Source organism: Marinimicrobium sp. UBA4509, from assembly GCF_002388575.1.
GTDB classification, from domain to species: Bacteria; Pseudomonadota; Gammaproteobacteria; order Pseudomonadales; family Cellvibrionaceae; genus Marinimicrobium; species Marinimicrobium koreense.
This window is the reverse complement of the sequence record NZ_DGMV01000051.1, coordinates 12,659-31,013: the sequence shown is the minus strand read 5'-3', so window position 1 is coordinate 31,013 and position 18,355 is coordinate 12,659. Positions and strand designations below refer to the sequence as shown.

At 61.9% G+C, this 18,355-nt stretch carries 16 protein-coding genes, 1 other RNA gene and 1 pseudogene; 15 read left to right on the top strand and 3 right to left on the bottom strand.

What is annotated here, in order from left to right; translation table 11 throughout:
* Positions 1–1,056 (bottom strand): annotated as a pseudogene (locus B3520_RS09065) (hypothetical protein); the annotation flags it as partial.
* Between the two features lie 286 nt (positions 1,057–1,342).
* On the opposite strand from B3520_RS09065, the gene B3520_RS09060 reads away from it, so the two are divergent.
* Entirely contained in the window at positions 1,343–2,290 is a 948-nt protein-coding gene (locus B3520_RS09060; protein ID WP_286805133.1) for a diguanylate cyclase, read from the top strand.
* A gap of 149 nt (positions 2,291–2,439) precedes the next feature.
* Complete coding sequence (locus B3520_RS09055) at positions 2,440–2,847, top strand: hypothetical protein (RefSeq protein ID WP_123636935.1); 408 nt, start codon at positions 2,440–2,442, stop codon at positions 2,845–2,847.
* 9 nt (positions 2,848–2,856) lie between these two features.
* On the opposite strand, the gene metE is transcribed toward B3520_RS09055, so the two are convergent.
* The gene (metE, locus tag B3520_RS09050) at positions 2,857–5,244 is read right to left on the bottom strand and encodes a 5-methyltetrahydropteroyltriglutamate--homocysteine S-methyltransferase (protein ID WP_286805134.1); all 2,388 of its coding nucleotides are present in this window, start codon (positions 5,242–5,244) and stop codon (positions 2,857–2,859) included.
* Positions 5,245–5,432: 188 nt separating this feature from the next.
* On the opposite strand from metE, the gene B3520_RS09045 reads away from it, so the two are divergent.
* On the top strand, positions 5,433–6,353 hold the full coding sequence (locus B3520_RS09045; RefSeq protein WP_024459642.1) for a LysR family transcriptional regulator: 921 nt from the start codon (positions 5,433–5,435) through the stop codon (positions 6,351–6,353).
* Between the two features lie 73 nt (positions 6,354–6,426).
* Positions 6,427–7,653: an MHYT domain-containing protein gene (locus tag B3520_RS09040; protein WP_123636937.1), complete on the top strand. Its 1,227-nt coding sequence runs from the start codon at positions 6,427–6,429 to the stop codon at positions 7,651–7,653.
* A gap of 104 nt (positions 7,654–7,757) precedes the next feature.
* Here the strand turns inward: B3520_RS09040 and tpx are convergent, their stop codons facing one another.
* Complete coding sequence (gene tpx, locus B3520_RS09035) at positions 7,758–8,255, bottom strand: thiol peroxidase (RefSeq protein WP_123636938.1); 498 nt, start codon at positions 8,253–8,255, stop codon at positions 7,758–7,760.
* A 138-nt stretch (positions 8,256–8,393) separates the two neighbouring features.
* Here tpx and B3520_RS09030 point away from each other — a divergent pair, with 138 nt between their 5' ends.
* From B3520_RS09030 to B3520_RS08980, 11 genes are all read left to right on the top strand, one after another.
* A complete protein-coding gene (locus tag B3520_RS09030) occupies positions 8,394–9,935 on the top strand; it encodes an AbgT family transporter (RefSeq protein WP_286805138.1) in 1,542 nt (513 codons plus the stop codon).
* Positions 9,936–10,037: 102 nt separating this feature from the next.
* An RNA gene (gene ffs, locus B3520_RS09025) (signal recognition particle sRNA small type) lies at positions 10,038–10,133 on the top strand.
* A 152-nt stretch (positions 10,134–10,285) separates the two neighbouring features.
* Positions 10,286–12,400, top strand: coding sequence for a DNA polymerase III subunit gamma/tau (dnaX, locus tag B3520_RS09020; protein ID WP_123636940.1), 2,115 nt, complete (start codon positions 10,286–10,288; stop codon positions 12,398–12,400).
* A 23-nt stretch (positions 12,401–12,423) separates the two neighbouring features.
* On the top strand, positions 12,424–12,744 hold the full coding sequence (locus B3520_RS09015; protein WP_123636941.1) for a YbaB/EbfC family nucleoid-associated protein: 321 nt from the start codon (positions 12,424–12,426) through the stop codon (positions 12,742–12,744).
* Between the two features lie 9 nt (positions 12,745–12,753).
* On the top strand, positions 12,754–13,356 hold the full coding sequence (gene recR / locus B3520_RS09010; protein ID WP_123636942.1) for a recombination mediator RecR: 603 nt from the start codon (positions 12,754–12,756) through the stop codon (positions 13,354–13,356).
* The gene (gene rnd, locus B3520_RS09005; protein ID WP_286805142.1) at positions 13,353–14,519 is read left to right on the top strand and encodes a ribonuclease D; all 1,167 of its coding nucleotides are present in this window, start codon (positions 13,353–13,355) and stop codon (positions 14,517–14,519) included. The genes recR and rnd overlap by 4 nt, the downstream gene beginning before the upstream one ends.
* On the top strand, positions 14,516–14,809 hold the full coding sequence (locus B3520_RS09000) for a YcgL domain-containing protein (protein WP_286805144.1): 294 nt from the start codon (positions 14,516–14,518) through the stop codon (positions 14,807–14,809). Before rnd ends, B3520_RS09000 begins: the two co-directional genes overlap by 4 nt.
* 3 nt (positions 14,810–14,812) lie before the next feature.
* Positions 14,813–15,253: a YcgN family cysteine cluster protein gene (locus B3520_RS08995; RefSeq protein WP_123636944.1), complete on the top strand. Its 441-nt coding sequence runs from the start codon at positions 14,813–14,815 to the stop codon at positions 15,251–15,253.
* Positions 15,254–15,312: 59 nt separating this feature from the next.
* A complete protein-coding gene (locus tag B3520_RS08990; RefSeq protein WP_123636945.1) occupies positions 15,313–15,657 on the top strand; it encodes a hypothetical protein in 345 nt (114 codons plus the stop codon).
* Positions 15,658–15,761: 104 nt separating this feature from the next.
* Positions 15,762–16,433: a YEATS-associated helix-containing protein gene (locus tag B3520_RS08985; protein ID WP_123636946.1), complete on the top strand. Its 672-nt coding sequence runs from the start codon at positions 15,762–15,764 to the stop codon at positions 16,431–16,433.
* 2 nt (positions 16,434–16,435) lie between these two features.
* A partial coding sequence (locus B3520_RS08980; RefSeq protein WP_286875891.1) for a vWA domain-containing protein occupies positions 16,436–18,355 on the top strand: 1,920 nt, incomplete at its 3' end.

Genomic DNA, 18,355 nt, shown 5'->3' with positions numbered 1-18,355 from the left:
CCCGTCTTCTGTTTCGTCGTCCGCTGCCGGGTCATCGGTGCCATCGTCTTCGGCCGTCTCGTCGGTTTCTTCTTCCTCTTCTTCCGGGGGTTCGGCATTGGAGGCCTTGAGAAAGGCGTCCTGCGCCCAGCCTTCCTCCCCGCGTTTGAAGACATACACCGCGCCGGTTCCGGGGGCGCCATTATTGTCCTGTTCCGGATTCACGCCGGTTCCGTCGCTGTCTTCCAGGGTCGCACTGACCGCGAGCACATCGCCGCCGTCCGACAGGGACAGGGCGAAGCCGAAGCGGTCGTTGTATCGGGTGGTATTGTCACCGTCGTCGTTTTCGCTGGGCGCTTCAGTGTTGGAGGCTTTCAGATAGGCCTCCTGCTGCCACAGGCCGTCCACCAGGCGGAACACGTAAACGGCGCCGGCACCGAATACGGAGTTGTCGGAGGCATCACCGTTGACGCCCCGTGCCTGACTGGCTTCGCGGGGCGCGCTGACCGCCAGGGTCTGGCCATCGGCCGAGAGGGCGACCGCCCAGCCAAACCAGTCGGCGGCTTCGTTGCTGTCGGCTTTGACAAAGCCGATGGTGTCGAGCATGACGTTCAGGGTCAGTTGCTCGTTGGAATCGTCGTATTCGGAGCAGTCGGCGTTCAAACAGGCGGTGACGGTATAAAGGGCGTTGTGCCAGTCATGCTGGTGCACCGCGACGGTGTCGCTGGCCTCTGTTTCGGTCAGGTTGTCAGCTACCACCTCGTAGCCACTGCCGTCGCCTGGTTTCTTCTGCAGCTGGTAATACTCAGCACCTTCAACGGCGGTCCAGGAAAAACGGATCTCCTTGGGCTCTACTGATTCGACATTGATTTCCGGCCACTCGGCGTCGCTTACGCCTCCGGTATTGCCCGCGTTATCAATACCCCCGCTGAAGCTGCTGGAGCTTGAGCTGGAGCTGGATGAGGTGTTCTGGTTATTGTCGCTGTCACTGCCACAGGCGCCCAGAGTCAGGGCGAGCAGCAGGGGCAGGCCGAAGCGGGTGACGGAGATCAAGCCGTTGTCTCGAGTATTACGCATGCCTTTGTGTACCTGAGATTTTGGGGAAGCCCGCGATTCTCGGCGCCTCGGGGCTTCGTGTCAAATATTGGCGCAAATGCTCCGCGGTTGGACCGACATCGGACGAATAAAATCCGCAGGACTGGCAGAAACGGGTCGAATGCCGCTCGGGTGTGCCAGAAAACCGACAACCGGTAGATGAATTCGGCGCCAACCGTGGTAAGATGCACGATTTTTGGCGCTCCGGCCGGTTCAGGCGGAAGCATATAGTGAGAGTGGTTGACTGACGTCGGAAGCGGAGTCCGTGATGATGACCGTTCAAGAGTTGATGACCCCGGTGGGCACCCAGGTGAATGGCGGCCAGAGCCTGATCGAAGTACTGGCTCTGATGCGCCGCAATCAGCACTCCTGTGCCGTTGTGATGGACGGCGGCCGAGTGGCGGGCCTGATTCGGGAAAAAGATCTGGTGTCGGCGCTGGCCCAGGTGCTCGAATCCGGCCGGGTTGAGGTCGGACGGGCGGCGGATGTGATGACCGTCAATCCGGTCTGTGTGCCCGCCGGAGCGTCGCTGCTGGAGGCGCTCAAACGCGCGCAGGAATATCGTCAGCGCCAGATGCCGGTGCTGGACGACCGGGGGGCACTGGTGGGCATGATCACTCACACTGACATGGCACAGGCGTATATTCAGATATTGGAGCGCCAGACCGAGTTGGTCAGTGTCAATCGCGTACTCAGGGCGGAGTCCCTGCAGGATTCCCTGCTCAATATCGGCAATCGTCGCGCGATGGAGCGCGACCTCAAGGTCCTGGCAACGCATCCCAAGCGCCGTTTTGCCCTGGCATTGCTGGATCTGGACTGGTTCAAGAAATACAACGACTATTACGGTCATCAGGCGGGAGATCGGGCGTTGCAGCGGGTCTGCGAAACCATTACCGGCCATCTGCGTCAGGGCGATACCCTCTACCGGTACGGTGGTGAGGAGCTGCTGTTGTTAATGCTGGATACCGACTTGGAAGGGGCCTGGCTCGGCGCCAGCCGGGTGTGCGACGCGGTGCAGAAGCTTCGCATCGAACACGCCCCGAGTCCGCTCGGTGTGCTCACTCTGAGCGCCGGGGTGGCCTGCGAGCCCGGAGCCGGCATATCTCAACTGATTGCCTCGGCCGATCAGGCGCTTTACTACGCCAAAACCCATGGGCACAACAGTGTTATTCGTGGGCGTCCTGTTGCGGAGCCGGACATCACGCCCTCTTCATGACCGACATGGGGCCAGCGGGTGATTGCAACCGGTTACTCCTGGGGCCAGATCAAATGTCACGCAATTATCACTTGTAGTTCCCCTGTGGATCCGTACACTGCGCCGCTTTGTGGATAGTCGAGGCGGATGCCTCCTGGACGTGAGCCGTTATGCCCCATCCCGCTGTTGAACCCCTGTCCCTGACCAACCGTCTCGGGCAGCCCGTTGTATTGGGTGTGAAGTTTATGCCCGGGGAACACCGCGATACCCTGTTCGTGAGTGCGCCCCGCCAACAGGCCTCCAGTTTTTTTGGCAAGAATGCCGAACCGTTTCTGATGCAGTTGATGGAGCAGCTCCCGCTGGTTCCCGACCGGTTGAGCATCATCGAGTTGCGCGGCGACCCGGAACATCCGGAGTTCTGGCGTTGGCGTGCAGAGTGGGTCGGGCGCTCCCCCATGGCGCTGCGCGCCGAACCGGTGGCCAGCAATGGCTCCCGGTCGGCGCTTCAGTCGCTGCTGGAAGGGCGGCGGCACGAGGGCAGCGGGCAGGCCCGTGCTCCCCGGCGCCGCCAGGCCTGAGGGCCCGACTCAGGCAGCGTCGCTAGAACGTTCGCGCAGGCGTCGAGCGGCGCTGACCATGTTGGCCAGGGCGGCTTCGGTTTCCACCCAGCCCCGGGTTTTCAGGCCGCAGTCCGGATTGACCCAGAGACGTTCCTTCGGTAGCCGTTGAGCCGCCTGCTCCATCAGGGTCACCATGGCCTCGACCGGGGGCACATTGGGTGAATGAATGTCGTATACGCCCGGGCCAATGTCATTCGGGTAGGAGAACTGCTCGAAGGCATCGAGCAGCTCACCCTGGGAGCGTGACGTCTCAATGGTGATCACATCCGCGTCCAATGCCGCAATGGCATCGATGATGTCGTTGAACTCTGAATAACACATATGGGTATGAATCTGGGTTTCATCGTTCACGCCACTGGCGCTCAGACGAAACGCCTCTACCGCCCAGTCAAGGTACTCCCCCCAATCTTTCCGCTTCAACGGCAGACCTTCGCGCAGGGCAGGCTCGTCAATCTGGATGATCTGAATGCCGGAGGTCTCCAGATCTTTGACTTCGTCCCTGAGTGCCAGGGCGATCTGTCGTGCTGTCACAGAGCGGGGTTGGTCGTTGCGCACAAAGGACCAGAACAGCATGGTAATCGGGCCGGTCAGCATCCCCTTGACCGGTCTGCGGCTCAGGGACTGGGCGTAGCGGGCCCACTGGGTGGTCATGGCCCGGGGGCGGGCCACATCACCGTAAATGATGGGCGGCTTCACACAGCGGGAGCCATAACTCTGGACCCAGCCAAACTGGGTGAAAGCGTAGCCGTCGAGCTGCTCACCGAAATATTCCACCATGTCATTGCGCTCGGCTTCGCCGTGCACCAGTACATCCAGCCCCAATTGCTCCTGGCGAACAATGGCATCGGCAATGGCCTGGCGCATACGATTGCGATACTCCACTTCGGACAGTTGTCCCTGCTTGTAGGCTCGGCGTGCCTGACGGATATCATCGGTCTGGGGAAAAGAGCCAATGGTCGTGGTCGGAAATTCCGGCAATTGCAGGAGTGCCTGTTGTTTGGCCGACCGCTGCGCAAACCGGCTCTGGCGCTGACTGTCGGTGGGAGAAATGGCGCTCAGGCGCTCCTGCACCGCCGGGTTGTGGACGCGGCGGGATTCACGCCGGGAGCGCACCGACTGATCGCTGGCCTCAAGTGCAGCCAGTGCGGATGGAGCCGGCTCGGGCGCCAGTAACTGTGCCAGAGTCACCACTTCGTCGACCTTCTGCAGCGCGAAGGCCAGCCAGCTTTTCAGCTCTGGCTCCAGGGCCTGTTCCCGTTTCAGGTCCACCGGCACGTGCAGCAGTGAGCAGGAAGGGGCCAGCCAGAGTCGCTCTCCCAGCCGTTCGGCGAGTTCGGCGAGCGTTTCCCGTGCCGCTCTCAGGTCGGTACGCCAGATATTTCGCCCGTCGATTATCCCCACCGACAGCACCTTGTGTACCGGCAGGCGGTCGACGACGTTCAATAGCTGCTCCGGTGCGCGCACCGCGTCGATGTGAAGGCCGGCGACCGGCAACTGCACCGCAGTGGACAGATTCTCGCCGAGGGCGCCGAAATAGGTGGCCAGTAGCAGTTTGACCGCTCGGTTCTGCAGGCGATGGTAAGTCGGCTCGAAGGCCTGTTGCCAGGCAGCGGGCAAGTCCAGCACCAGAATCGGCTCATCAATCTGCACCCACTTGGCGCCGGCATCGGCCAGAGCATCCAGCAATTGCTGATAGGCCGGCAGCAGCGCCTCAAGCAGGCTCAGCCGATCAAAATTGTCCGCTTTTTCTTTGCCCAGCCACAGATAGCTGAGCGGACCGAGAATCACCGGCTTGACCTGGTGCCCGAGGGCGATGGCCTCCCGGGTCTCATCGATGATCTGCCGATAGCTCAACTCAAAGGTCTGGTCGGGGTGAAATTCCGGTACCAGGTAGTGATAGTTGGTGTCGAACCACTTGGTCATTTCACAGGCGCTACTGGCCGCGCCGGTCGGTGCTCGCCCCCGCGCCATCCGAAACAGCGTGTCCAGATCCACCTGTCGGCAGGGCCCCTCGGGCGCCTCCGGGGCGTCAATCGGCTCGCTGCAGCCACATTCGGAGTGGGAGCCCGGTTCAGCGCCGGTGTTCCGGGCTTCGGCCCGGTGGCGCACGGGAACATTACCGAGAGTGGCGGACAGGGTCAGGACCTGGTCGTACCAGGCAAAGTCACCGGTGGGAATCCAGCTCAGGCCGGCATCCGCCTGTTGCTGCCAGTGTCGGCGGCGCAGTGTCCGCCCAGTGTCTTCCAGAGCCTCCTTGGAGAGGTCGCCGCGCCAGTAGGCCTCCAAAGCCCGTTTGAGTTCTCGGTCGGCGCCGATGCGGGGGAAGCCCAGATTGTGGGTGAGTATCGGGTGCATAAGGTCCTCGGGATAAAGTGATGGTCGACAAAAAGGGGTTGCGAGTCAGTCTCGATGTAGTGGGCGCATTCTCGGTAAAGTGCTACTATGAATCAAACGGAGTATTTTCAGATTTACTATGAATTTTATTAATATTGGTCCGCTGGCGGTGTTCTCCGGGCCGATTGTTGAGGAGTGAAACCCAATCGATGTTGGAAATACGTCATCTGAAAACCCTGGTGGCTCTGCGAGAAACCGGCTCCCTGGTGGATGCGGCCGAACGGGTCCACCTGACCCAGTCCGCGCTGTCGCACCAGTTGAAGGACCTGGAGAGCCGTCTTGGCGGTGAGCTGTTCGTGCGCAAGAGTCGGCCGGTGCGCTTTACCCCGGCGGGTAAGCGCTTGCTGGCGCTGGCGGACGATGTGCTGGGCCGGCTGGAGGACGCCGAACGGGAGGTGCACAAGCTGCTGCACGGCGAGGCCGGTCGGCTCAATATGGCCATTGAGTGTCACAGTTGTTTCAACTGGTTGATGCCCACCATTGAGCGGTACCGGAATCATTGGCCGGCCGTGGAGCTGGATTTCTCCGGTGGCTTTACGTTTGAGCCGCTGCCGGCCCTGGTTCAGGGGGATATTGACCTGGTGGTGACCGCGGATCCGCAACTGATTCGTGGGGTGGAGTATGTCCCGCTGTTCGCCTACGAAATGCAGTTCGCCCTGGGGCGGGAGCACCCGCTGGCGGAGCGTCCCTGGATCGAACCCGAGGACCTGCTGGAGCAGACGCTGATCACCTACCCGGTTGAGCGCAGCCGTCTGGACGTGTTCAAACAGTTCCTGGAGCCCGCCGGGGTTGAGCCCGCGTCGGTGCGTACCGCCGAGCTGACATTGATGATGGTGCAGTTGGTAGCCAGTGGACGGGGTGTTTCGGCACTGCCGAACTGGGTTCTGGCTGAATATGTCGATCAGGCACTGATCACGGTCCGCTCCGCCGGCCCCCGAGGTGTCTGGCCCATTCTGTATGCCGCAGTGCGCGAAGCTCAGTTGGATGCGCCGTTCATGCAGGATTTCCTCCGCTTGGCTCGCGAGCACTGTCTCAAGCATTTGACCGGGGTGCGTCGGGTGTCGTCCTGATCCAAGTCCTGCTGTGGCGCGTAACAACACGGAACGTCAATAATGACTGAGGCACCAACAGCGGACTTTCCCTATGACAGGCTCCTACAATGCGATTCTGGTAATCGCGTCCTACTGCGTGGCGGTGATCGCGTCCTACACGGCCATCTATTTCGGTACCCGGGTATTTCATTTCGACGGGGCTCAGCGGCGTAACTGGTTGGTCGCTGGCGCACTCTGTCTGGGCACGGGGATATGGTCCATGCACTTTGTAGGCATGAGTGCCTTTGAGATGCCCATGGAAATGACCATGTCGTTCAACGCCGGGTTGACGGTCTTGTCCTGGCTTCCGGCGCTGGTGGCGTCGGGGCTGGCACTGCACGTGATCACCTTGCCCCGGGTCAGCGCGGCGGCCATCGCGGCCGCGTCACTGATTATGGGGGCGGGTATCTTTTCCATGCACTATCTGGGCATGTATGCCATGCAGATGCAGCCGGCGATTCAATACGATCCCGTCTGGGTATCGATCTCCGCCGCGATTGCGGTGGGAGCATCCGGGGCAGCGCTGATGATCTGTCGCAAAATCCGCGACGTGCCGGTCCAGTATGCGGTGTGGGTCAAAGCCCTGGCGGCCCTGGTGATGGGTGCGGCCATTTGTGGCATGCATTACTCGGGGATGGTCGCGGCCATCTACCCGATGGACGGCGCCATGGACCAGGGTAACCACTTGCAGGGGAACTGGATGGGGGTGCCCACGGCGATCGTCGTGAGTGGCTTGCTGCTGTTGGCGATCTATGTTGCTTACAGTGATCTTCGGGCGCGGGACCGGGCGCGGCAAGCGCAGGAACGGGCTCAGGATCAGGCCCGGCAGGCGGCCTTCTACGATGCCGCCACGGGGCTTCCCAATCGCAGTCACCTGGAGCGTCAGCTTCTGGAGCGGCTGACCGTCACCGCGCGGGGCGCCCAGCCCGAACCTTTCCTGCTGTTTTATGTTGAGCTGCAGAATCCGGATGACGCGCAGGTGCTGGAAGTGGCTCAGCAGCTCAAACGCAGTTTCAGTCGCGCCGAGCAGGTGGTGCGCTACAGTAGCGACAGCTTTATGGTTTTGCATCAGCCTTTGTCGGGGGAAGAGGTCAAGCGGAAGCTGGTGACCCTCAACACTGCGTTCCTGAGTAACGCCTCGATCGGTCGATGGGGGTGGGGGGTGAGTCAATACCCGGCATCGGCGAGTAACAGTCGCGGCCTGATGCAGGGCGCGCAGCGAGTGCGGGAGTGGTTGACGCCCGAGGATGCCGCACCGGGCGGGCGTCAGGTGGCCTGAAACACGGTTAAAGGCAACGTACAAAAAAGCCAGCACTCACCGAGTGCTGGCTTTTTTGTTGGGGCGGGGCCGTAGCGTGTTGCGTGGACCCCGGAGCGCGCCGATCAGCCAAGAGCCTGAATGGCGGCGTCGTAATCCGGCTCGTCCGCCACTTCGCTGACCAATTGGGTGTAGCTGACCTTACCGTCCTGATCGACTACGACCACCGCGCGGGCATCCAGTCCGGTCAGCGGGCCCTCGACCATGCGAACGCCATAGCTCTCGGCAAAGTTGGAGCGGAAAGCCGAGGCGGGAATCACCTGGTCCAGTCCCTCGGCGCCGCAAAAGCGTGCCATGGCAAAGGGCAGATCTTCAGAGACACAGAGAACCACGGTGTTGTCCAGGGCGCTGGCCTTCTCGTTGAACGAGCGGACCGATTGCGCGCAGGTGGGTGTATCGACGCTGGGGAAGATGTTGAGCACCACTCGCTTGCCTTTAAAGTCACTCAGATTGACTTCTGACAGGTCAGTCTTGACCAGAGTGAAGTCAGGCGCCGCACTGCCTTTCGCGGGCAGTTCACCACTGGTTTTAAACGGGTTACCTTTCAATGTAACAGTTGCCATGCTGTGCTCCTGCTGGATGGTGACATGAGAAATCGAACCGGCCTGTGCGCTGGACAGGCCGTAAAACATGCATTACAACGCTGGTGCGGTGTGATTGCAAGTGCCGCTTACCATTCTTTAACGCAACCGGAATTGTTTATGAGCGTCACTGAGCCCGCTTCTCAAGCCACATCTGGCCCCTTGGCGGCCATCGCCCGCTGGGGCAATCGATTGCCGGCACCTGCGATGCTGTTCCTGTGGCTCACTCTGTTATTGGTACTGGTATCCGCGGTCGTGGCCGCCTTTGATGTATCCACCCGCCTGCCGGGGCAGGATGAGCGTATTGCGGTGCGCAGCCTGTTGAGTGCCGAGGGGATTCGCTGGGCGCTGACTCACACGGTTGAGAACTTTGTTTCCTTTGCGCCGGTGGGCACGGTCCTGGTGGCCATGCTGGGTTTGGGGGTGGCCGAGCACTCCGGGCTGTTGCGGGTGTTGCTGGAGCGCCTGGTGCGGTCCACTCCGCAGGGGCTGTTGAGCTGGATGGTGGTCTTTGCCGGCATTCTGTCCAACCTGGCCATGGATGCGGGCTACGTGGTCCTGATTCCTCTGGCGGGCCTGATGTTTGCCGCCGCGGGGCGACCACCCTTGGCGGGTATCGCAGCGGCATTTGCGGGGGTGTCCGCCGGGTACAGTGCCAACCTGCTGATTGGTCCGGTGGACGTCATTCTCAGCGGAATGAGTACCGAGGCGGTCGCCATCGTCGCCCCCGAATACACAGTGGGTATTGAGGCCAACTATTACTTTGCCGCCGTGTCCACCCTGGTGTTGAGTGTGCTTGGAGCCTGGGTGACTGAGCGATGGGTGATGCCCCACCTGGCCAGGAGCGAGGGCCCAGAGCGGCTCGCGGAAACGGCTCCCGATGAGGAGCACACCCTGTCAATTGCAGAGCGTCGAGGCCTCTGGCTGGTGGCGGTGTGGACGCTTCTGTTTGTTCTGGTTGTTCTTGTGGCGGCGGTTCCGGAGGGGGCGCCGCTGCGTGACCCGAATAATCCGGGGTTTCTCGGTTCAGCGGCAATGCAAGGCATCGTGGTGTTGATTGCATTCTATGCCGGTGTGGCCGGCTGGCTGTTCGGGCGCGTCAGCGGCCGGTATGGCAGCAGCCAGGCGTTGGTGGAGGCCATGGAGGGAACCATGGCGACCATGGCCGGTTATCTGGTGCTGATGTTCTTTGCCGCTCAGTTTGTGAATTATTTCTCCTGGAGTCAGTTGGGCACCTTGCTTGCCGTCAGCGGTGCCGAGGGACTGCAAGGCCTGGCATTACCGAACAGTGTTTTGCTGCTGGTGTTTGTCTTTATGGCGGCGTTTATCAATCTGTTTGTCGGCAGTGCATCCGCCAAGTGGGGGCTGTTGGCGCCGGTCTTTGTTCCCATGCTGTTTTTGTTGGGGATCAGCCCGGAGGCGACCCAGATGGCCTTCCGGATTGGTGACAGCAGCACCAACATCATTACCCCGCTGATGCCTTATTTTGGCGTGGTGGTGGCGTTCGCTCAGCGCTATAAGCCGGACCTGGGTATCGGCACACTGATGGCGATGATGTTGCCCTACAGCCTGGTGTTCCTGCTGGGTTGGAGTGGACTGATGCTGGTGTGGTTCTGGCTCGGTTTGCCCCTGGGGCCCGGTGCGTCGATGCTGCTCAATTGAGGTTGCAATAGGGGGGCAAACTGCGCATAATGCGCCCCACTCGACCACAGCCACCGGCTGTTTCAGGGGGATTCCCCCGGCGTCGAGCGACTATGGTGGCCTTTCCGGTCCCCTCGCAATGATCAGCTGTGAACCCCGCCAGGCCCGGAAGGGAGCAACGGTAGCAGTCAGTCATGTGCCGGGGTGTGGCTGGTCAGGTCACCACCCATCTCCCCCCTTGTTGGTATAATTCTGTCGTTCCCGTAGGGGCCGAGCGCAGCGGTGTAGACCTGCACCCGCCGTATATATCACCGGGCATCTTCCGGTATACTCCCGCCCTGGTTTTGATATTCTGATCCACTGAGGAAGGCATGAGCTACCAAGTCCTGGCCCGCAAATACCGCCCCCGCACCTTTCGGGAAACCGTGGGGCAGGAGCATGTGCTCCAGGCGCTGATTAACGCCCTCGACCACAACCGGCTTCATCACGCCTACCTCTTTACCGGCACTCGCGGTGTGGGTAAAACCACCATTGCCCGGATTCTCGCCAAATGCCTCAACTGTGAGAGCGGCGTCAGCTCCGAGCCCTGTGGTCAGTGCTCCGCCTGTACGGAAATTGCCGAAAACCGCTTTGTCGATCTGATTGAGGTGGATGCGGCCTCGCGCACCAAAGTGGAAGACACCCGTGAGCTGCTGGAAAACGTCCAGTACGCGCCCACCCGGGGCCGCTATAAGGTCTACCTGATCGACGAAGTGCACATGCTCTCCGGGCACAGCTTCAATGCCCTGCTCAAGACTCTGGAAGAGCCACCGCCGCACGTCAAATTCCTGCTGGCCACCACCGATCCGCAGAAGCTGCCGGTGACCATTCTGTCTCGCTGTCTGCAGTTCAACCTGAAAAACATGAACCCGGAGCGGATTGTCCAGCACCTGCAGGAAATTCTGGAAAAAGAGCTGGTGCCGTTCGAGGCCAGCGCGCTGTGGCTGCTGGGGCGATCCGCCGACGGCAGTATGCGCGATGCCATGAGCCTGACCGACCAGGCCATTGCCTACGGCTCCGGGAAAATCACCGAGGCCGAAGTGCGGGCCATGCTGGGCACGATTGACCAGCGGGCCATTTACGAGATGCTGGCCGCGCTGGCGGTGCAGGATGGCCGGGCGCTCCTCGGAGCGGTAGAGCAAATGTCCGAGCAGGCGCCCGATTATGCGGCCGCACTGGCCGAACTGCTGGCGCTGCTGCACCGGATTGCCATCGCCCAGGCGCTGCCGGAAGCGGCGGATAACAGCCACGGTGACCGGGACAAGGTGCTCGAGCTGGCCCAGCAGATGCCGCCCGAGGACATTCAGTTGTTTTACCAGACCGCCTTGCTCGGCCGGCGAGACCTGCCACTGGCGCCGGATCCGCGCGCGGGGCTGGAAATGGTGCTGTTGCGGATGCTGGCGTTCAAACCGCAGGGATTGGCCGATATTCCCAAGAAAGCATTACCGCAAGGCGCCAGCGACACACCGGCCAGCCCGGGTGAGCGCCTGGCCGAGCAGATTCCCAAGCCGGCTCAGGCGGCCGAGACACAGACGGCTCAGACGGCCGAGGCAACGCAGGCTCAGGCCGCCGAACAGATGACGCAGGGAGCGTCGGAACCAACCCCGACCGCAGCGTCGACCCCGACCCCTGAAGCGACTGACCAGCCTGGTGCGTTGGAGGAGCCCGCCCAGGCCCCAAAGTCGGTCCCTGACAGCGTCTCCTCGCCGGCTTCCGAGCCGGCCAGCGCCGCTCGGCAGCCGGTCGAGGCCGAGCTCCCGAAAACGCCCGAGCCGGTTCATAGCGAGTCTCCCAAAGTATCGGAGCAGGCCGCCCCGGCGGCGAGTGCGGCCGCGGAAGAGCCACCGCCCTGGGCCGACGAGGAGGTACCGCCGTTCGATGGCCCTTATCAGTCGGCACCCACGGCGCGGGCGCAACCGGCGGATCGGGCACCGAATGAAGCATCAGCGCCGACGACGACGCCGGCGGCACGGCCGAATAATACCGGCGCTGCAGCCCCGGCTCCCGAGCCCGCCAACGCGGCCCGGGCCAAACCGGCGGTGCCAAAGGTGGCCCTGGAAGAGACCCGTCCGGACAACTGGGCCCAGGTCTATCTGGGGTTGAGCGCCACCGGCCTACTGCAAAGCACCGCCGCCAACTGTGTGCTGGTGGGGCGGCAGGGCAATGAGCTGAATTTTATGCTCGATGAACGTCACAGCGCCATCTACGACGAGAGTCAGCAACAGCGACTGGCGGATGTGCTCAGTGATTACTTTGGCGAGTCGGTGCGCGTGCGTATTCAGCCGGGCACGGTCGAGGCCGAGACACCGGCGGCGCAGGCCATGCGGTTGAAGGAAGAGAGCCGGGTCGAAGCGCTTGAAGCCATGAAAAGGGACCCCATCGTGCAACAACTGGTCGAACACTTTGGCGCAACGTTGCGCGAAGACACGGTACAGCCCCTGGAATAGGGGCGCTATTGATGAGGTGAGTTATGAAAGGTTTGGGCGATTTGATGAAGCAGGCCCAGGAAATGCAGGCCAACATGCAGAAGATGCAGGAGGAGTTGGCCCAGGCGGAAGTCACCGGGCAGTCCGGCGCGGGTCTGGTCTCAGTGGTGATGACCGGGCGCCACGACGTGCGCACCGTCAACATCGATGACAGCCTCATGAGCGAAGACAAAGAAGTCCTTGAGGACCTGATTGCCGCGGCGGTGAACGATGCGGTACGTAAAGTGGAAGCCAACAGTAAGGAAAAAATGGCTAACATGACCTCCGGCATGGGCATTCCGCCCGACTTCAAAATGCCGTTTTAAGAGGCGACTATGGCATCGGTATTCAGTCCACTGATTGACGAGCTGATCTCCTCGCTGCGCTGTCTGCCGGGGGTTGGCCCCAAATCGGCCCAGCGTATGGTGCTGCACCTGCTGGAGCACAATCGCGACGGCGCGGCGCGTCTGGCGCGCAGCCTGGAGCAGGCTATTGATGGCGTAGGGCGCTGCCAGCGGTGCCGCACTTTAACCGAACAGCCAGTCTGCGGTATCTGTGAGAATCCGCGGCGGGACGGCTCGGTCCTGTGCGTGGTGGAGACACCGGCGGATGTGGTGGCCATCGAGCAGGCCGGTGGCTACCAGGGTAAGTACTTTGTGCTCCTCGGCCGCCTGTCGCCGATCGACGGTATCGGGCCTGAAGACATTGGCATCGATCAGTTGGTCAATCAGTTGAAAACCGGTGCGGTCAGCGAAGTCATCCTCGCGACCAACCCGACCATGGAGGGGGAGACCACAGCCTTCTACATCAGTGAGCGGGCCAAGGATCTTGGCGTCACCGTATCCCGAATTGCCCACGGGGTGCCGCTGGGGGGCGAGCTAGAGTTCGTCGACGGCGGCACGCTAGCCCACGCATTTTCCAGTCGAAAGGCCTTATGACGACCATACCCACAGAGCCCATCTGGATTGACCAGGACGCCGAACTGGCTGAGCTGTGCGAGCGGTGGAGCCAGCAGGGCGCCATTGCGGTGGACACCGAGTTTATGCGCTCGGAGACCTTCTACCCGATCGCTGGCCTGCTGCAGATCGGCGATGGCCGCGGCTGTTACCTGATCGATCCGCTGGCCATTGAAAACCTGGAGCCGCTCAGAGACCTGTTTCAGAATCCGGCCGTGACCAAAGTGCTGCACGCCTGCTCAGAGGATCTGGAAGTGTTCCAACGCTGGTTGGGGGTGGTACCCGAGCCACTGTTTGATACCCAGATCGGCGCCGCCTTTGCCGGTTTCGGCTTTTCCCTGGGTTACGCGAATCTGATTCAACAGCTATTGGGCATCGAGATTCCCAAGGGAGAGACCCGTTCGGATTGGCTACAGAGACCCCTGTCGGTCCCTCAGAAAAAATACGCGGCGCTCGATGTGGCGCACATGCTGGTCATCTACGGCAAATTGTTGCAGCGCCTGAGAGAGCAGGGGCGCCTGGATTGGGCGCGAGCGGACAGCGCTGATCTGGTGGCGAACGCCAAGAGCACGCCAGACTTCAATGACTATTACCGCAAGGTGGGGTCGGCCTGGAAGTTGCGCCCGCGGGAGCTCGCCGTGCTGCGCCGGCTCAGTGCCTGGCGTGAGCGGGAGGCGCGAGAGCGCGATCGACCGCGCAACCGGCTGATCAAGGAAAATGGCCTGTGGGAACTGGCTCGCCGTCAACCCACTGACCTGGCCCAGTTGCGCACGCTCAAGGAGGTGCCCGCCCACACCCAGAAAGAGGAGGGCGAGGCGCTGATGGCGGAGATTCGCCTGGCGTTGGAGGAACCGGAATCGGGCTGGCCCGAGCGACTGGAGCCGCCCCTGGGTAAGGCCGAGGCACCCTTGATGAAAGCGCTCAAACGCTACGTCCGTGAACTGGCGGAAGCCCAGGATTTACCGCCGGAGCTGCTGGTGCGCAAACGTGAATACGAGGCCATTGTCCGCTCCGGCCTCAACGGTGGGTCCTTCGAGTTGCCCGAGCGGCTACAGGGTTGGCGCCATGAGCTTCTGGGGCAGGGTCTGCTCGAGACGGCGGAAGCGCACCGGGCGGACGTCGAGCCGCAACAGGAGCCCTCATGAAACAGTTGGTTGAGATCTTTCGCAGCCCGAAAGAAGAGGGCATGTACCTCTACGTCAAACGCGAAGAGGGGCTTGAGCGGGTTCCGGAAGACCTGCTTCGGCGGTTCGGCACACCGCAATCGGCCATGGTGCTGGCGCTGACCCCGGAACGTAAATTGGCGCGTACTACCGCCGAGCGTGTGTTGGCCTGCCTGGAAGAACCCGGTTATTACCTGCAGATGCCGCCCAGTCCCCACGCGGATGCGGAGGCGGCTCAGGTTCGCCTGCACAACTCCAAATTGGGGCATTGAGACTTGGCACAGCAGGCTTTCTGGGAGCGCAAATCGCTTGGAGAGATGACCGCCGAGGAGTGGGAGTCCCTCTGTGATGGCTGCGGTAAGTGTTGTCTGCACAAACTCGAGGACGAAGATACCGGGGAGATTCTCTACACCGATGTTGCCTGCCGTTATCTGGATTCGGCTACGGCCTGCTGCAGCGACTACCCCAACCGCCAACGCAATGTCCCCGACTGCACCGTGCTGCGCCCGAAGGACGTCTCCGATTTCCACTGGCTGCCCTCGACCTGCGCCTACCGGCTGCTGGCGGAGGGTATCCCGCTGCCGGATTGGCATCCGCTGATCTCCGGCGACCCCGCGTCGGTGCGCCGGGCCGGGGTGTCCGCTGCTGGACGTTTTGTTTCGGAATCCGACGTGCCGGAAGAGGAATGGGAGGAGCGAGCGGTGCTCTGGGTCTGACCCGGGGCCGCTTCGATAGTGATGAATACTCAAGAGCTGAACACAGGAGCCGACAACCTATGACAACGGGATACACCCTTGCCTGGATCGTGTATTTGGTAGGAGCCTTGGCGCTTCTGGTCACCGCTTGGCGGGTGACCCGGGGATTTCGGCGTGAGTGGCGACACCTGCTCCTGGTGTCGGCCGCCGCACTGTTGCTGACACCCGGTCCAATGTTGGTTGACGACGCCGTTTTCCTGGCTCCGGCGTTGTTTGTGCTGGTGCTCGACGGCCTGTTCGATACCCTGGACAGCGCCTCGCGGTCCGGACTGATCATGTTGGGCGTCTGGTTGGTGGCACTGGTCATATCGCTGATCTTCCAGTTGCTCGTGCGCCCCCGACCCGCCCAGCCCGAGGCGGACTGAGATTGCCGTCTGGGGCAAACCTGCTATAACTAAGAGTAATTAAACGCTCACACCGATTGCCTTCTTTGAGTATTGAGGGTTGGGCGTTTGCACAGGAGAACTTCATGGCAAATCACATTTTCATTCTGGCGGCGGTCATGAGTATTGCCGGCGTCTTCGGCGGGCTAATCAACTACTATCAACTGACCCAGGAGCGTGATGACGAGGCGGCGCTGCCGCGCTGTATCGTGCTGGGTATCGGCGCGGCGTTCCTGGTACCGGTGATTCTGTTCTTTGTTCAGAGTGACCTGATCACCCAGATCCAGGAAGACCCTTCGCGGTTGCTCATCTACACGGGCTTCTGTCTGATCGTGGCGATTGGCTCCCGCCTGGTACTGACCAGTACCCCAAAACGCATTCTGCGTGAGGCGCAGGTGGCCCGTAATCAGGTTGAGGCCATGCAGCACGAGCTGCGGGTCATGCAGGAGGAGTTGCTGCCGCTGCTGGATACCGAAACCGAGCAGGACACCGATGTCGATGACAACGCCGGCCCCCTGAATCCGAACGAAGAACTGGATATTGCCGCCAGTAAGGTTCTCAAGACGCTTGGCGTGGGGCGGCACATCTATCGCTCCATGGCGGGCTTGTGTCGCGAGGCCGGGGCGGACGAGACGACCATCCAGAAGTCACTGAACGTGCTGGTCAACCGACAGCTGGCGGGCAAACTCAATACCCGCAAAGGGGTGCGCTGGTACCTGACCGAAAAGGGCCGCCGCGCGCTGGACCTGCTGGTCTGACCATGAAAACCGGGTGCCGGGCGGCGCTGTTGATCCTGGGGCTGGTGCTACTGGTACCGCTGTCCGCCCAGGAACCGCAGACCGAGCAGGCCGATATCCGCCTGGTGGTGGATATCTCCGGCAGCATGAAGCGCACCGACCCGGACAATCTTCGCCGCCCGGCGCTCTCTCTGCTGGTGCGCCTGTTACCCCCGGGCGCTCGGGCGGGGGTGTGGACCTTTGGGCAGGAGGTCAACGCCCTGATTCCTCACCGGGAGGTTGATGATCGCTGGAAGACCGGAGCGCTGGAGCGCGTCGGTGAGATCAACTCGGTTGCCCTCTATACCCATATCGGGGCGGCGCTGGAAGGCGCGGCCTACGATCGAGCCGAGCGCTCGGAGGGCGCCGCCCCGCGCACCGACATCATCCTGTTGACCGACGGGGTGGTGGACGTCAGTCCGGACCCGCGAATCAGTGCCCGGGAGCAGCAGCGAGTGGTGAATGAGCTGGTCCCCCAGTTGCACGCTCTGGGTTACCGGATTCATACCATCGGCCTCTCGGATGAGACCGACGAGGCACTGTTGCGCGATATGGCTCGTGGTTCGGATGGTCTGTTCAGCAAAGCGCGCAACGCCGAACAGCTGATGGACAGCCTGCTGCAGATTTTTCAGCAGACGGTGCCCGCCGAGCGTCTGCCAATTACCGGTGGGCTGTTCCTGATCGATGACAGTATCCAGGAGTTTACCGCTCTGGTGCGCAAGGCGCCGGATCAGGACGCCACCGAGCTCACCTCACCCGATGGCCTTCGCTATCATGCCGCCTCCGAGCGCCCCGATCTGCACTGGTACGGCACCCCGGACTACGATCTGATCACGGTGACCGATCCATCCCCCGGTCGCTGGGAGATCAACGCGCAACTGCAACCGCACAGCCGGCTGACCATCATCAGTAACCTGCAACTGGTGGTAGAGCCCCTGGTCAACAACATCAATGTTGGCGAGCCGATTCCGGTCAATTTTTATCTGAAGGACCAGAGGGGCATTGTCAGTAACCCCGCACTGCTGGATCTTTTGACCTTGACGCTGGAGCTCAGCGGTACGGTCGAAAGTGAGTTGGCCCTGAAAACCTGGCAGGGGCCTCCTCCCGAAGACGGGCGTTATGAGTTGGTGCTGCCGGCACCCCGTCGCCCCGGGGATTATGAGCTGCGGCTGACACTCGATGGCAAGAGCTTTGAGCGGCTGTTCACGCACCGAATGACTGTGGCCTCCCAGTTTGATGTCAGCCTGACCAAGCGGCTTGACGGGGACAATGTGCACTGGGATCTGATGGTGGACGGCAAAGAGACCATCAACCCCGGGCAAACTGATGTGGTGGTTCACATCCGCCACTCGGGCGGGCACAGTGAAGTGCTTACCCTGAAGGCCGAAAGCCCCGGTATCTGGCGCCATACGTTGAGTCCCGAGGAGCGGGCCAACTACCGGATTTCATTGCAGGCCAGCGGTCAGACAGTGGACGGGCGAGCGTTTGAAGAGCATCTGCCGACCCAGTACTTTACCTACCCGGAAGAGGGGGATCCGCAGCCGGACCCGCTGGGCGATGCGATCGGTTCGCTGCGCGAAGAACTGGATGACAGTGTGGCCGCCGCCGAGCGCGCACGACAGGGACAGGACAGCGAGCCACCGCCCTCGACCCTGACGTTGGGGCAGCCCAGTGTGGTCGACACCGAACCCGCCGGCCCGGAAACCGCAACCGCCGAGCCGCGGGAGCCTACGCACCCGCTGCTGCTGGCCGGCAGCCTGGTGCTGGCCAACGGCCTGCTTCTGGTGCTCGCTTATTTTGGCTATCGCGCCATCATGGGTGGGCGCAAAACCCAGGTGTTGGATGACACCGACGATGAACCCGCGCCGTCTGACACCGGCGCACCTCCCCCCATGCAGCAACTC

What these genes read in the sequence shown, in the direction of transcription:
- B3520_RS09060 (WP_286805133.1), top strand. Translation starts at nt 1,343, where the DNA reads ATGATGACCGTTCAAGAGTTGATGACCCCGGTGGGCACCCAGGTGAAT.
- B3520_RS09055 (WP_123636935.1), top strand. Translation starts at nt 2,440, where the DNA reads ATGCCCCATCCCGCTGTTGAACCCCTGTCCCTGACCAACCGTCTCGGG.
- metE (WP_286805134.1), bottom strand. Translation starts at nt 5,244, where the DNA reads ATGCACCCGATACTCACCCACAATCTGGGCTTCCCCCGCATCGGCGCC.
- B3520_RS09045 (WP_024459642.1), top strand. Translation starts at nt 5,433, where the DNA reads ATGTTGGAAATACGTCATCTGAAAACCCTGGTGGCTCTGCGAGAAACC.
- B3520_RS09040 (WP_123636937.1), top strand. Translation starts at nt 6,427, where the DNA reads ATGACAGGCTCCTACAATGCGATTCTGGTAATCGCGTCCTACTGCGTG.
- tpx (WP_123636938.1), bottom strand. Translation starts at nt 8,255, where the DNA reads ATGGCAACTGTTACATTGAAAGGTAACCCGTTTAAAACCAGTGGTGAA.
- B3520_RS09030 (WP_286805138.1), top strand. Translation starts at nt 8,394, where the DNA reads ATGAGCGTCACTGAGCCCGCTTCTCAAGCCACATCTGGCCCCTTGGCG.
- dnaX (WP_123636940.1), top strand. Translation starts at nt 10,286, where the DNA reads ATGAGCTACCAAGTCCTGGCCCGCAAATACCGCCCCCGCACCTTTCGG.
- B3520_RS09015 (WP_123636941.1), top strand. Translation starts at nt 12,424, where the DNA reads ATGAAAGGTTTGGGCGATTTGATGAAGCAGGCCCAGGAAATGCAGGCC.
- recR (WP_123636942.1), top strand. Translation starts at nt 12,754, where the DNA reads ATGGCATCGGTATTCAGTCCACTGATTGACGAGCTGATCTCCTCGCTG.
- rnd (WP_286805142.1), top strand. Translation starts at nt 13,353, where the DNA reads ATGACGACCATACCCACAGAGCCCATCTGGATTGACCAGGACGCCGAA.
- B3520_RS09000 (WP_286805144.1), top strand. Translation starts at nt 14,516, where the DNA reads ATGAAACAGTTGGTTGAGATCTTTCGCAGCCCGAAAGAAGAGGGCATG.
- B3520_RS08990 (WP_123636945.1), top strand. Translation starts at nt 15,313, where the DNA reads ATGACAACGGGATACACCCTTGCCTGGATCGTGTATTTGGTAGGAGCC.
- B3520_RS08985 (WP_123636946.1), top strand. Translation starts at nt 15,762, where the DNA reads ATGGCAAATCACATTTTCATTCTGGCGGCGGTCATGAGTATTGCCGGC.